The sequence below is a fragment of the Rhodococcus sp. 14-2496-1d genome, assembly GCF_002259365.1.
GTDB lineage: Bacteria > Actinomycetota > Actinomycetes > Mycobacteriales > Mycobacteriaceae > Rhodococcoides.
Genome location: NZ_NPFV01000028.1, coordinates 170,739 through 185,430 on the forward strand (window position 1 = coordinate 170,739; position 14,692 = coordinate 185,430).

The 14,692-nt window shown below is 65.6% G+C and carries 9 protein-coding genes; 3 read left to right on the forward strand and 6 right to left on the reverse strand.

Annotated elements, in window-relative coordinates:
• Window positions 1–23: 23 nt before the first annotated feature.
• A complete protein-coding gene (locus tag CH296_RS20940; protein ID WP_094685720.1) occupies window positions 24–548 on the reverse strand; it encodes a TetR/AcrR family transcriptional regulator in 525 nt (174 codons plus the stop codon).
• A gap of 132 nt (window positions 549–680) precedes the next feature.
• Between CH296_RS20940 and CH296_RS20945 the strand changes: the two genes are divergently transcribed.
• On the forward strand, window positions 681–2,228 hold the full coding sequence (locus CH296_RS20945) for an MFS transporter (RefSeq protein WP_094631693.1): 1,548 nt from the start codon (window positions 681–683) through the stop codon (window positions 2,226–2,228).
• Here CH296_RS20945 and treZ read toward each other — a convergent pair.
• The 4 genes from treZ to CH296_RS20965 are packed head-to-tail and all read right to left on the reverse strand — an operon-like array spanning window position 2,201 to window position 10,826.
• Window positions 2,201–3,961, reverse strand: a complete 1,761-nt coding sequence (gene treZ, locus CH296_RS20950; protein ID WP_256980526.1) for a malto-oligosyltrehalose trehalohydrolase — start codon at window positions 3,959–3,961, stop codon at window positions 2,201–2,203. The two genes, CH296_RS20945 and treZ, sit on opposite strands and share 28 nt — an antisense overlap.
• The gene (gene treY / locus CH296_RS20955; RefSeq protein WP_094685675.1) at window positions 3,958–6,333 is read right to left on the reverse strand and encodes a malto-oligosyltrehalose synthase; all 2,376 of its coding nucleotides are present in this window, start codon (window positions 6,331–6,333) and stop codon (window positions 3,958–3,960) included. The genes treZ and treY overlap by 4 nt, the downstream gene beginning before the upstream one ends.
• 3 nt (window positions 6,334–6,336) lie before the next feature.
• Window positions 6,337–8,634 (reverse strand): glycogen debranching protein GlgX, encoded by a 2,298-nt coding sequence (glgX, locus tag CH296_RS20960; RefSeq protein ID WP_094685676.1) that lies wholly within the window; start codon window positions 8,632–8,634, stop codon window positions 6,337–6,339.
• Window positions 8,635–8,690: 56 nt separating this feature from the next.
• Window positions 8,691–10,826, reverse strand: coding sequence for an acyltransferase family protein (locus tag CH296_RS20965; protein WP_094685677.1), 2,136 nt, complete (start codon window positions 10,824–10,826; stop codon window positions 8,691–8,693).
• Between the two features lie 308 nt (window positions 10,827–11,134).
• Here CH296_RS20965 and CH296_RS20970 point away from each other — a divergent pair, with 308 nt between their 5' ends.
• Window positions 11,135–12,349 (forward strand): MFS transporter, encoded by a 1,215-nt coding sequence (locus CH296_RS20970; protein WP_094685678.1) that lies wholly within the window; start codon window positions 11,135–11,137, stop codon window positions 12,347–12,349.
• A 529-nt stretch (window positions 12,350–12,878) separates the two neighbouring features.
• Here the strand turns inward: CH296_RS20970 and CH296_RS20975 are convergent.
• Window positions 12,879–13,676 (reverse strand): MerR family transcriptional regulator, encoded by a 798-nt coding sequence (locus CH296_RS20975; RefSeq protein WP_094685679.1) that lies wholly within the window; start codon window positions 13,674–13,676, stop codon window positions 12,879–12,881.
• A 147-nt stretch (window positions 13,677–13,823) separates the two neighbouring features.
• Between CH296_RS20975 and CH296_RS20980 the strand changes: the two genes are divergently transcribed.
• Window positions 13,824–14,687, forward strand: coding sequence for a sensor domain-containing diguanylate cyclase (locus CH296_RS20980; protein WP_094685680.1), 864 nt, complete (start codon window positions 13,824–13,826; stop codon window positions 14,685–14,687).
• The last annotated feature ends 5 nt before the right edge of the window (window positions 14,688–14,692 follow it).

Sequence of the window (14,692 nt, forward strand, 5' to 3'; positions counted from 1 at the left end):
GCGCCGGGCCTGTCGGCGCGCAGTCACCGGCCGAGAAGGCGATCGACCACCTGTCGGTGCAGGTCGGGGTCGACGCCCGGGAGATCGAGAAGGGCTCCGAGGTAGATGCCGTCGCCGACGCGTCGGATGATCTCGGCCTGAACCGGATCGTCGATTTCGGTGCGAAGACCCTCGTCCCACAACCGCATCATCTCGGTGACGGCATCTTGCACCTCGCCGGAATTGCCGTCGACGCTGCGCAACGCGGCCAGGGTCGATCGATACAGGGCGATCTCCTTCTCGGAGATGGAGTCGGGTGGTTGCAGATACCACTCGGCCACCGAGGTGCCGCCTGCTGCGGCGTCGGCGCGCTGCTGATCGGCCTGGGCACCGAGTCGTCGCACCATAGCGGCGATCAGCGCGTCCTTGGTCTTGAAGTGATAGAGCAGCCCGCCCTTGGAGACGCCTGCGGCGGCGGCGACACTGTCGAGGGTCACTTTGGTCAAGCCGTGTTCGATCAGCATCGCTTCGAGTGCGTCGAGTATCCGGTCGCGAGTGTCCGATGACATGAATGTCACTTTACCGGCTGGACGGTTGGAGGTACGCTCGATCACTGTACCGGCTGGACGGTCGGTACTCGTCGTCGCTTCGGGACCAGTTCCGGTCACCGAGCGCAGAACGTAGGAGCAGCAGTGAGTGACATGCGCACCGGTTCGGTGCACGAGGCGACCGGAGCATCCGAGCACCGAGCCACCCCGAAGGACTGGCTGGGTCTGGTGGTGCTGGCATTCGCCGTGTTGCTCATCGCCGTCGATGGCACGGTCCTCGATCTGGCCCTGCCCTTCATCAGCTCCGACCTGGCACCGACCAGCAACCAGCTGCTGTGGATCATCGACGTCTACTCGTTCGTCCTGGCCGGCCTGCTCATCACCATGGGCACGCTCGGCGATCGCATCGGCCGTCGCCGATTGCTGCTGATCGGTGCCGCGGGCTTCGGCATCGCCTCGCTCGTAGCGGCCGTGTCGACCAGCGCCGAGATGCTCATCGCGGCCCGGGTGCTTCAGGGCATCTCCGGCGCAACTCTGATGCCTGCGACCCTCGGCTTGATCAGGACCATCTTTCTGAACCCGCGTCAGCGTGTCGCCGCCATCGGAGTGTGGGGCGCGATGGCCGGTGGCGGTGCCGCCGCGGGACCGCTCGTCGGAGGCTGGCTGCTCGAACACTACTGGTGGGGATCGGTGTTCCTCATCAACATCCCCGTGATGATCGTGCTGATCGCTCTCGGACCGCTGGTCATCCCCGAGTCCAAGGATCCGAACCCGGGGCGCTTCGACCTGACGAGTTCGGCACTGTCGATGCTCGCCATCGTGCCCGTGGTGTTCGCGGTGAAAGAGACCGCGGCACACGGATTCGACGTGGTCTACCTGCTCTCCGCAGTGATCGGCATCATCGCCGGGTTCGTGTTCGTGCGGCGGCAGCGAACTCTCGCGGCCCCGATGATCGACCTGCGGCTGTTCGCCAACCGAGCGTTCTCGACGGGTGTGGCCACGAATTTCCTGTCGGTCTTCGCCCTCGCCGGGGTGCTGTTCTTCGGTTCGCAGTACCTGCAGCTCGTCCTCGGCAACAGTCCGCTCGAGGCGGGACTGTTGCTGCTGCCCGGCACCGCCGCCAGTATCGTCACGTCGTTGCTGGTCGCGGTCCTGGTTCGGTACTTCAGCGCGGGAACGGTTCTCGGTGTCGCGATGTTCGTCGCGGCTGCGGGCGCAGGCATCCTGGTCGGCTTGGCCACGGACAGTGGTCCGACACTCTTCATCGCCGGATTCGTGCTCGTGGGCGCAGGCGTCGGTGTTGCGCTCACACTGACCTCCGAGTTGGTCGTCAGCTCCGTCGAACCCGAACGAGCGGGAGCTGCCTCGGCAGTGTCGGAGACCGCATACGAGCTGGGCATCGCGTTGGGTGTCGCCGTACTCGGCACGGTGGTCATGGCCATCTTCCGTCGTGGAATCGACGTCACCCAGCTGACCCCCGAGCTCGGAGCCAAGGCAGGCGAAACACTCGGCGGCGCGGATGCCGTGGCTCGTGAATTGCCGGACTCGGTGGCGACGGTTCTGCTCGATTCCGCACATGCTGCCTTCGTAGCGGGCATGCATGTCGCGGCCGTCGCCACCGCGGTTGTTCTCGCCGTCACCGCCGTGTTCGTCCTGGTCAACCTACGCAGGCGTCAGGACTCCAGTACGACGACGGAGTGACCGGGAACCGTGGTGGCAGAGCCGGTCTCGTTCGAGGTAGTCGGCTCCCACTCGAGTAGTGCGGAGCCGCCGACCGGCACCGTCACAGCGGATTCGGACAGGTTGCACACCACGCTGATGCGGCCGCGACGAACGACGATCCACTGCGCGTCCTCGTCGTAGTCCACCTTCACGTGGTCGAGCCACGGGTCGGTCAGTTCGGTCCGGTCGCGGCGCAGCCGCAACAAGTCGCGATAGACGGCCAACAGTCGCGCATGATCGCCGTCGCCCAGCTCCGACCAGTTCAGCTTCGACCGCGTGAACGTCTCGGGATCCTGCGGATCCGGGATATCGCTCTTGTCCCACCCGTGCTCGGCGAACTCCGCCTTGCGTCCCTCTGCCGTGGCCTTGCCCAGCTCGGGCTCGGGGTGCGAGGTGAAGAACTGGAACGGTGTGGACGCTCCCCATTCCTCGCCCATGAACAGCATCGGGGTGTAGGGCGAGGTCAGCACGAGCGCGGCCTTGATCGCAAGCTGACCGGGGGAGAGGTAGAAGCCCGGACGGTCGCCGATCGCGCGGTTGCCCACCTGGTCGTGTGTGGTCGTGTAGGTCACCAGCGAGCTGGCCGGGATGCGCCGGGTGTCCAGTGGTCGACCGTGGATGCGACCACGGAAACTCGAGTACGTTCCGGCGTGGAAGAACCCCTGCCGCAACGTGTTCGCCAGCCCCTGCAGCGAACCGAAATCGCCGTAGTAGCCCTGCCGCTCACCGGAGACCGCGGCGTGGATGGCATGGTGGATGTCGTCGTCCCACTGGGCGTCGAGTCCGTACCCGCCGCCCGACCGAGCAGTGATCAGCATCGGATCGTTGAGGTCGCTCTCGGCGATCAGGGTCAGTGGCCGACCCAGATGTGCCGAGAGACTTCGGGTTTCGATCGACAGCTGCTCGAGCAGGTGCACCGCAGTGTGGTCGACGATCGCGTGCACCGCGTCGAGTCGCAGTGCGTCGATGTGAAACTCGGAGAACCAACGCAGTGCGTTGTCGAGGGCATAGCGCCGCACCTCGCCCGAATCGGCCTCGGCGTAATTGATCGCCTGGCCCCAGCTGTTGGCCCCCTCGGTCATGTACGGGCCGAAGCGGTCCAGGTAGTTTCCGGACGGGCCGAGGTGGTTGTAGACCACGTCCAGAACGACACCGATACCGCGACCATGGCAGGCATCGACCAAGCGCTGCAAGCCTTCCGGGCCGCCGTACTCTTCGTGCACGGTGTACCAGAGAACGCCGTCGTAGCCCCAGTTGTGCACGCCGTTGAACCCGTTGACCGGCATGATCTCGATGAACGTCACGCCCAGATCGACGAGATGATCGAGCTTGCCGACGGCCGCGTCGAACGTGCCCTCATCGGTGAACGTGCCGATGTGCAGCTCGTAGATCGACGAGCCGGGCAGTTGCCGTCCGGTCCAGGCCGCGTCGGTCCACAGCGTCGGATCGACTTCGAAGACCTGCGACAGCTCGTGTACGCCGTCGGGCTGCCGGGGCGAACGCGGATCTGGCAGCGCCTTGTCTGCGTCGTCGAGCAGGAAGCCGTATCGAGAGTTCGGTGCGGCGTCGACATCGGCGTGCCACCATCCGTTCGAGCAGCGCTGCATCGGATGCACCGTGTCGTCGAGCTGGAGGCGGACCGTCTCCGGGGTCGGTGCCCAGACCTGGAACCGACGGGTCGTTGCCGGTGATGTCACTGCGGAAGACGTCACTGTGCCACCGTTCCTTCGTTGTCGCGCACCAGAAGTGCGACCGGGAGTGAGGCGAACACCTCGGCCACCGACACCGTGCCGGTGTGTTCGACGTCGGTGATGCGGTCGCGCCAACGGCCGTCGGGCAGGGCGACGGATGTCTCACCCCAACCCTGCTCGGACAGGCCGAGCGAGAATCTCGTGGCGAGTGCGATCACGTCGGCGTTTCCGGGAACCGGTCCACGCGAGAACCCGACGAGGTGCTCGGCTGCGGATCCGTCCGCGACGATGGGCGTGTAGGTCCCGCCGACGAAACTCTTCGGCCGCTCGCGTCGCACGTGCAGTGCGGCGCGAACGACGGCGAGCTTGGCCGCACCCGTGTCGATCGAGAGCGCAGCGGTGTTCGACGCGGCGAGCATCGATCGACGCACCGAGTAGTCGACGGGCCTTCGGTTGTCGGGGTCGACGAGCGAGTCCTCCCACAACTCGGTGCCCTGGTACACATCGGGGATGCCTGGCCCGGCCAGGTTGAGCAGTTTCTGACCCAGTGCGTCGGAATGGCCGTGCGGAGCGAGCTTCTCGACGAGCATCGACATCGAGCGCGCGACGGCACCGTCGAAGATCGCGTCGAGCCAGCTGTGTACTGCGGACTCGAACTCCTCGTCCGGGTCGGTCCACGTCGTGCGAAGGGCGGCCTCGCGGATCGCCTTCTCCGCATAGGCGTGGACGCGTTTACGCAACGAGGACGTGACCACCCCGTCGGTCGGCCAGACTCCGAACAGGTTCTGCCACAAGAACATTCCGGTGGTGCCATCGGGACTCGGGGTCAGTTCTTCCCAGTCGGTGATACAGCGGGCCCACAGTTCGGGAGTCTGCGACAGCACGCCGATGCGTGCCCGCACGTCCTCGCCGCGCTTGGTGTCGTGGGTCGACAGCGTGGTCATCGCCGCCGGCCAACGCTTCGCGCGGTCCGCATTGGTGAGATGGAAGAACTCGGTGCTGCAACCGAATCGGCTGGGATCACCGCCGACCTCCTGCAACGAGATGAGCCGGTTCGCACGATAGAACAGGCAGTCCTCGACACCCTTGGCCGTGACGGCACCGCACACCTGATCGAAGCGCACCGGCGATTCGGCACCGCTGATCAGAGCCGTCGTCAACGCGCCGAGGCCGGTTGCCAATTCGGGCTGCTCCTCGCCGATCTCCGCGATCACGCCGGGCAGCACGCGAGCGAGCGGCGCGTAGTCGGTCCGGTAGACGGGGACGGCCGCGACGACGGCGACGATCGCGTCGATGACGGACTCGAGATCGACGGTGGTGCCGGATTCGCGCACGACGGCCCGCGCGAGGCGTCGCACCTCCGGGGACAGATCGCCGCGGGCGACCCCGGTCTTGAGGTCCAGTTCGGTCTCGTGCAGCGTCTCGCTGTCGTAGGCGATGCCCGAACGCACCTGGGACAACGCGGTGAGTGCATGCACGCCCTCGGGGTCGACGAACACTCCGCCGACCGCGGACAAGGCGTCGTATCCGGTCGTCCCGTCGACGGGGAGCGATTCGTCCAACGGTTCGCCGTCGGCCAGGATCTTCTCGATGACCAACCACCGGTCGGGGCCGAGAAGTCCGCGGAGCTCGGTGAGGTAGCCGGCGGGGTCGGCCAGGCCGTCGGGATGGTCGACGCGAAGTCCGTCGATCAGACCGTCCTCGATCCAACTTGCCACCTGTCGATGGGAGTCGGTGAAGACGTCGAGGTCTTCCTGCCGGATTCCCGCCAGACCGTTCACCGAGAAGAAACGTCGGTATCCGATCAGCCCGTCGGACCAGCTCACCAGTCGGTACGACTGGCGGTCGTGTACGGCCTGCGCATCGCCGCTGTCGGTGCCGTCGGCGATGGGGAAGCGGTGCTCGTAGAACGCGAGCAGAGGCCGGTCCTCGGAGCGGTCGACGGTCAACTCGCCGACGTCGCTCGCGCTCCCGAGAACGGGGATGGCGATCTTGCCGTCGACGCCGTTGTCGGCTCCGAAGTCGATGTCGAAGTACGTCGCGTACTCGGAGTCGCGACCGCGACGAAGTACGTCCCACCACCATGCGTTCTGCCGCGGGTCCTCCACTCCTACGTGGTTGGGCACGATGTCGACGATGATCCCCATGCCCACTTCGGCGGCACGAGAATGCAACTGCGTCAATGCTTCTCGGCCTCCCAGTGCGGCCGAGACCGTCGAGGTGTCGGTGACGTCGTAACCGTGTGTCGACCCGTCCGTCGCCGTCAGGATCGGCGAGAGGTAGAGGTGGGTGACCCCGAGGTCGTGCAGGTAATCGACCACGTCCGAGGCGTCGGCAAGGGTGAAGGCATCGCCCCGCAGTTGTAACCGGTATGTACTGGTGGGCAGCGGCATGTGTCAGGCAGTCTTTCGTAGAACGAGCAAGGAACGAGCGGTGACTTCCACCGGTGTACCCGCTTCGATCGATTTCTCACTTGTCCCGGTTCGCGACGCGGTGTTCAGCGCCACCGTCCACTCCTTGGCGTAGTTTCCGTCGGGGGTCACGAACTCGATGGTCTCGTGATGTGCGTTGAAGCACAACAGGAACGAGTCGTCCACCACGCGCTCACCGCGTTGGTTCGGCTCCGGGATTCCCTCGCCGTTGAGGAACACCGTGAGCGACTTGCCGAATCCGCTGTCCCAGTCCTCCGGGGTCATCTCCTCGCCCGCGGGGGTGAGCCAGGCGATGTCTCGAGCCTGCTCGCCGGTTCGAATGGGGCGGCCCTCGAAGAACCGTCGGCGTCGGAACACCGGATGCTCGGCGCGCAGCGCGATGGCGTTGCGGGTGAACTCGATCAGTTCGGCGTTCTTCTCGGCCAACGACCAGTCCATCCAGGCCAGTTCGGAGTCCTGGCAGTAGACGTTGTTGTTGCCCTGCTGGGTGCGCGCCATCTCGTCGCCGTGCGCGATCATCGGCGTGCCCTGGCTCAGTAGCAACGTCGCCATGATGTTGCGGATCTGGCGGGCACGCAGGTCCAGGATCTCCGGATCGTCCGTCGGGCCCTCCACGCCGCAGTTCCACGAGCGGTTGTGACTCTCGCCGTCGTTGTTGTCCTCGCCGTTGGCGTCGTTGTGCTTGTCGTTGTACGACACCAGATCGTTGAGCGTGAACCCGTCGTGCGCGATGACGAAGTTGATGCTGGCACCGGGGCGACGGCCGGTGGCCTCGTACAGATCCGAGGATCCGGTCAGTCTCGATGCGAACTCACCCAGTGTGGCCGGCTCGCCCCGCCAGTAGTCGCGCACGGTGTCGCGGTATTTGCCGTTCCACTCCGTCCACAGGCCGGGGAAGTTGCCGACCTGGTAGCCGCCCTCGCCCACGTCCCAGGGCTCGGCGATCAGCTTCACCTGGCTGACGACCGGATCCTGTTGCACCAGATCGAAGAACGCGCTCAGGCGATCGACGTCGTGCAGTTCGCGCGCCAGGGTCGACGCGAGGTCGAATCGGAATCCGTCCACGTGCATCTCGGTGACCCAGTAGCGCAGCGAGTCCATGATGAGCTGCAGCGTGTGCGGGTGTCGCGCGTTGAGGCTGTTGCCGGTACCGGTGTAGTCCATGTAATGCTCGAGGTCGCCGTCGACGAGCCGGTAGTACGCGGCGTTGTCGATGCCGCGGAAGCTGATGGTCGGGCCCATGTGATTGCCCTCGGCGGTGTGGTTGTAGACCACGTCGAGGATCACCTCGATGCCGGCGGCGTGGAACGAACGGACCATGGCCTTGAACTCGGTGACCGCGGCACCGGGGGACTGCAGTGAGGAGTACTCCGCGTGCGGGGCGAGGAAACCGAATGTGTTGTAGCCCCAGTAGTTTCGCAATCCCTTGTCCAGCAGAACCTGATCCTGCATGAACTGGTGCACCGGCATCAGCTCGATGGCCGTGACACCGAGGTGGTTGAGGTGGTCGATGATCACCGGGTGCGCCAGGCCCGCGTAGGTGCCGCGCTCGGCTTCGGGGATGTCGGGATGGTTGATCGTCATGCCCTTGACGTGGGCCTCGTAGATCACCGTCTCGTGATACGGGCGTTTGGGAGCGCGATCGGCCTGCCAGTCGAAGAAGGGGTTGATCACGACGGTGGTCATCGTGTGTCCGAGCGAATCATGCTGGGGGAAGTCGTTGTTCGGCACTTCGTCGTGCGCGACGGGGGCTTCCTCGATGATCTCGTCGTCGGGATCGGCGAGATCGGCGGCGTCCTCGAACGGGACCTCGGCGTCGAGCGAATCCGCGGCTTCCTCGACGATTCGTACCTCGGACTCGGGCTCGGGCTCGGGAGCCGGGGCGTCCATGTTGTACGAGAACAGCGATCGGTCACCGTCGAACGTTCCCTCGAACGCCTTGCCGTACGGATCCACGAGCAGTTTGCTCGGATCACAGCGATGCCCGGCGGCCGGATCCCACGGGCCGTGAACGCGATAGCCGTAGCGCTGACCCGGTACCACCGTGGGCAGGTACGCGTGCCAGACGTAGCCGTCGGACTCCTCGAAACGGATACGGGTCTCGGTGCCGTCCTCGGCGATCAGGCACAGATCCACCGCCTCCGCGACCTCGGAAAACAAGGCGAAGTTGGTTCCTGCTCCGTCGTAGGTTGCGCCCAGTGGATAAGCGGATCCCGGCCATACTGCGATGGCAGGCGTGTCGTCGGAGGCTTCGTGCAGCATGGATCAACCCTACTGTGGCGGGTGGGCCCGGGCTTACCGAGCGCGAGCCGCCCCGCTCACGGTCCGGCCCACCACCCGGTGGCCGATCCGATCTGTCGGCCCAGCTCGGTGGTGAGGGTTCGCACGTAGGTCGCGGTGAGATGGTGTTCGTCACGGTAGATCAGAACGTTTCCCTGCTCGGCGCGGCACACGAAGTCGTCGCACACGGCATCGGACAGGTCGAGCGCAGAGAATCCGCCCAGCTGAAACGACGAGGCCAGGGCCGGATTGACGGGGTCCAACGCGTCGTCCCTCGGAATACCGCACGAGACGGCCGTGCCGCCGTCGGCGAGGCAGTCGAGGGCCCGGTAGGCGAGCCACGGGGTGTCTCGGATACCGAGAATCCCGACGCCGTCCGCGGTCAGTTGCTGCCACACCGAGGCGTACCAGGGGGGAGTGAAGTCGCCGGGGGCGTCCTCTCGAGGCCGGGTGGCGGTGGTGAACACGTAGTCCGGCTGCATGTCGGCGATGTCGGAGAGCACGGTCCGAGTCCAGTCCAGGCAATCCGGGTACTCGTTCGGGCCGAGCATCGGCATCGTGTTCACGCTCAGCGGGCATCCCATCTTGAGGAAAGTGACCACCGCGAAGCCGTGTTCACGTCCCAGGGCGTCGAGGGCCGTGACCCAGTGTTCGGCATGCGAGCTGCCCGCCAGCACGATGGTTCGGGTCGCGTCGACGTCGCCGTAGGAGCACGAGATCGCTTCCCGGGTCTCGAAATCCGCGATGCAGCCCTCGATGGTGGTGGCCGGCAGGTCCTCCGGGGCCGAATACAGGGGCGGGATCACGTCGGCGGGGTCCGCACGAATCCCGTCGGTCAACTCGAGCGCGCCCGGGTGGGTCAGCTCGTCGATGGATCCGTTGGCTTGCACGGCGTCGATCGATCGGTTGATGTAGGCGTTCCACCCGATCGAACTCGCGGTGACCGCGATCGCGGCCACCACCGCACACGCGGTCACCGCGATGCGTGCCGGGGTGAACGTGGTCGACTGCGTGGGCCGCTCGACCAGCCGAACGGTGAGGAATGCGAGTGCCACCGAGGCAGCGACGATGCCGAGGCCGCCGAGCATGTCGACGTGGGACCGATCGGTGGCCGAGAGGTAGAAGATCAGCAGCGGCCAGTGCCACAAGTAGAGCGGAAACGCGATGGATCCGAGCCAGGCGAAGAAGCGGTTGGAGAGCGTGGCCGCGACGGCCGTCTCGGAATCGGCGACGATCAGCGCGATGGTGGCCAGCACCGGGATCAGGGCCAGAGGCCCCGGAAAAGCAGCAACACCGTCGACGAGAAAGCCGCACGCGACGATGACACCGATGCCGACAACGGCAAGGGCCCCGCGTGCGGTCGACCACGTTCGGGTGTCGCGGGCCGACGGCCCGGCCGCCGGTTTGCCGCTGCGTGCGGCGAACACGGCTGCGACTGCCGCCCCGAGCATGATCTCCCACAGCCGCGCCCCGGTGTCGTAGTAGTTCCACGCCTGGTGGCGTCGAACACCGTCCGCTGCGTACACGAAAGACACCACCGCGATCACGGCGAAAATCACCGCGAATGTCACAGGTCGAAGACTCCGTGGGCCCTCGGGTCGCGCGATGCGTCGGACCCATGCCAGACCGAACACGACGGCAATGGCCAGTAGGTAGAACTGGAACTGCACGGCCACCGACCACAGGTGCTGAACGGGACTCACCGAGGGGTCGGCCGCAAGGTAGTCGTTCGCCGTCGTCGCCAGTTGCCAGTTCACGAAGTAGAAGACACCGGCCACCAGTTGATCGCCCAGGTCGGCCCAGCGGGTCCGCGGCAGCAGGAACACCGATGCGACGGCTACCGCGAACAAGGTGATCAGCAACGGCGGGCCGAGCCTGCGCAGTACCCGCGAGATGCGAGTGATCGGGTTCAGGCTTGCCCCGGACTCGGCCGATCTCAGCAGAGATGCGGTGAAGAAGAAGCCGGACAGGGTGAGGAAGACATCGACGCCGCCCGACACTCGACCCATCCAGATGTGGAAGACGACGACGAGGGCGATGGCGACACCGCGCAGGCCGTTGAGGTCGTGTCGCTGTGGTGGCCGACGCGGTTCGCTCGACGCCGGAGCTGCGTCCCCCTGAGCCGGAACGGCAACTGCGGCCGAGGTATCGGCGCTGCTCTGGGGTACGTGCATGGAGGAGAAGTGACTTCCCGGCTGTGTATCGACCACTCGGTCGGGGGTCGCGGACGGTTGGTACCCGACTCCGGTGAAATCGGGATTCAGGGGGAACAATACGTGTACGTGAGGTGAAGTACCCCTCGGAGTCTGCCTTGCGGCAATAGTCCCAGTTCGCGGACGGTTTCGGTCCAGCCACACATGACCGGCTTGCGCATGCATGAGGCGTATGCAAGCATTTATCGAGCGCGTGCAACTAAACGCGATAGCTCGATAAATGCGTACGCATCTTCCATTCAGGAGTTCAGACATTCAGGAGTTCAGACATGCCACTCGGCTTGCTCGCCCTCGCCATCGGGGGATTCGGAATCGGTCTGACCGAATTCGTCATCATGGGCCTACTGCCCGAAGTCGCGGCCGATTTCGCGGTCACCGAGGCCACCGCCGGCTGGCTCATCACCGGCTACGCGCTCTCCGTCGTCGTCGGGGCCCTGATCGTCACCGCCGCCGTGACACGGTTTCCTCGCAAGAACGTCCTGCTCGCACTGATGTGCCTGTTCATCGTCGGCAATCTCGTCTCCGCACTGTCGAGCAGCTACGAGATGATGCTGTTCGGCCGCGTCGTCGCAGCGCTGTGTCACGGAGCGTTCTTCGGCATCGGTGCCGTCGTCGCGGCGAGCCTGGTCGAGCCGGCGAAGAAGGCCGGAGCCATCGCCATGATGTTCGCCGGCCTCACCGCCGCCAACGTCCTCGGAGTTCCGTTCGGGACGTTCCTGGGTCAGAACCACGGTTGGCGCTCGACGTTCTGGGCGATCACGGTGATCGGCATCGTCGCGTTGATCGGCATCGCCACCCTCGTTCCTCGCGACACCGGGAGCGACGAGGTGAGCAATCTGCGTCGCGAGTTGCGCGCGTTCCGGTCGGTGCAGGTATGGCTGTCCATTGTGGTCACGGTGCTCGGGTACGGCGGCATGTTCGGTGCGTTCACATACATCGCGTTCACGCTCACCGACGTCAGTGGCTTCGCGTCGAGTTCGGTGCCGTGGCTCCTCGTGCTGTTCGGCGGCGGGTTGTTCGTCGGCAACTATCTCGGCGGCAAGGCGGCAGACCGCAACCTCACCGGCACGCTGACGATTCTGCTCGGTGCGCTGACCGTCGTACTCGTCTTCTTCGCGCTCACCGCGGAGAGTCGCTCGGCGACGATCGCATCTCTCGTGCTCATGGGTGCGTTCGGTTTCGCGACGGTCCCTGGACTGCAGATGCGGGTGATGTCGTTCGCATCCGACGCTCCGACGATGGCATCCGGCGCGAACATCGCCGCATTCAATCTCGGAAACGCGTTGGGCGCGTGGATCGGCGGTGTGACGATCTCGGCCGGTCTCGGTTACACCTCGCCGATCTGGGCCGGTTCCGTCATCACCGCGCTGGCCTTGACGGTTCTGTTGTTCGCGACCGGTCTGCTCCGACGCGCCGACGCGGATCCGGTCGCGGGAGCGAGCCGACCGAGCGCTGCGACCAGTGCTGCGGGATCGTCCACCTGAAGGCCGAAGGAGTCGGCAGTACCGTCGACCCTCCATCGCTTCAGAGGTGCGGGCACTATAACTGTTGTGGCACAGGACAGGTCGATGTCGACGGTGGTTCCGTCCTGATTCGGTAGTACTAGTCGGCCGCCGTCGAGAGCCGGCGACACGACTCCGTAACGGCGGTGGACACGGGCGGAGACGATGGTCGCTCGGTTCACCGTCGCGACGACCTTCCCGGAGGATCGCAGAGTGAGTGTCGTCGGCGAGAGAACATGAGGATGGACGCGGGCCAGTGCGACCGACGAGGTGAGTACCAGCAGTGACGCCGCCGACAGGGCGGCAACCACTGCACTGATCCACAGCACCGGAATCAGCAGATGCAGAACGACCATCTCGATGACGGTGACGATGCCGAACATCGCAGGCATGGCAAGGGTTCCACGCACTGCCGTGAACGTTGCGGAGTCCGAGTCGACCGGGGCATGCCGTCCCCGCGCCCACAGCAGCAATGCGTGCCATCGGCCGACCTGGACGGGAGTGTGGACCGTCATCGAGCACCACCGGGGCGGATGGGTTCGCCGGTCTCCAGACGCGCGATGGCCTCGATGATCACTGCGCGCTGAGCGGGATCGGGCACGATGTCGTCGATGCTCAGCGGGCCGCTCTCGTGGGCAGGGACGTCGGGCTCCGTCGAGACGAGAGCGTGGATATCGAGCACCGACGCCAATTCTGCTGCGAGAGAATCGATGTCACCTGCGGAATCGTCGACGCCTCGGCCTTCGAGCGCGCTGAATCTGCGCAGGAGTGCCAGGTACTTCAGACGGGTTCCGGGATCGTCGAGCGTCGCGGTCATCGTCTCGAAGAACGACGTGGGGACGGTGCCCGAGATCGCCATCACCTCGAGTAGGTCACGCTCGCGGAGCAACGCGTCTCGGTCGGTCTCGGCGGCAGTATCGATCAACGCGGCCAGTGTGTCGGCCGCATCGCGCGGCAGGGCCGTCAGTGGACGCTGCTCGACGGCGTCGTCGAGCAGGGCCGACAAACGAGCGTGCCTGTGCGCCAAAGCTTTTTGTTCCGTTTCGATAGCCGCGAGCAGAGCGCGCAGATCGGCGACCACATCGCTCTCGTCCGTAGCGGACCGGTCGAGGGCGGCTGCGATCGCACCGAGGGGCATTCCGGCATCGGCGAGCCAGCGAATTCTCATCAGTCGAACCACGTCGTCGATCGTGTACTCGCGGTACCCGTTGGACAGTCGGCGCGGCTCACCGAGCAGGCCGAGACGGTGATAGTGACGCACGGTTCGAGGTGTCGTTCCGGCGGCCTCGGCCAGGGATCCGATTCTCATGTGTTCAGTGTGAACCGTGACGCTACGTCAAGGTCAAGATCGGCCGCGCCCTGCTCGTGAGCAGTCCGGTACGGCGCACCGAGTAGTCTCGGTGGTCCGTGCGATTCGACGTGGCTCGCACAGTTCGAGGAAGAGACCCGGCTGAAGATGGTCGACACCGATCGTTGGTATCGGGAGATGTTCGAGGCCAGCACAGTCGGATTGGCCCTGGCCGACGAGAACGGATTGTTGGTTCTCGCGAACGAGGCGTATGCGGCCATCGTCGGTTGTCCGCGCCATCTGTTGTCCGGCCGGTCCTCGCGTGAGTTCACCCATCCCGACGATCTGGCTCAGCACGCCGCGATGGAACAGATCATGGACGACGCCAAGGCGCGCGGGGAATCGGTTCATGTCGAGAAGCGCTACCTGCATGCCGACGGCACGGTCCGGTGGGGGTGGATCTCGGCCAGTGAGGTTCCCGGCCCCGGGGGCATTCGGTGGACGATGGCAGTCGTACACGACACCACCGACCGGCGGCGCGTCGAGGACGACCTCCGTCAAGCCGCGCAGACCGATGCCCTCACCGGCTTGCTCAACCGACGTGGATGGCGAGATCGGTTGCATCAGTTGACGACACCCCGTGGTGCCGACCTCGCATTGGCTCTGGCGATGATCGACTTCGATCGGTTCAAGTCGTACAACGACAGGTACGGGCACGGACGCGGGGATCGGTTTTTGGTTCGGTTCTCCGCTGCTGCGCAGGACCTTCTCGGTGGCCGGGTCTCCATCGCCAGGTGGGGCGGCGAGGAGTTCGCACTCGCGATGCCCGGGGTGGATTCGACGACCATGTCGGCCGTGCTGGCCGAGCTGTCGGCGGTCGTGCCCGACGGACAGACCTTCTCGGCCGGTTACACGACCCTGCGCGCGGGGGAGTCCGTCGACGACTGTTTCGACCGCGCGGACATGCTGCTCTATCGGGCCAAACGAGACGGTGGTGCACGCTCGTACGGCGAGGCGTACGAAGCGCCCTGATGACG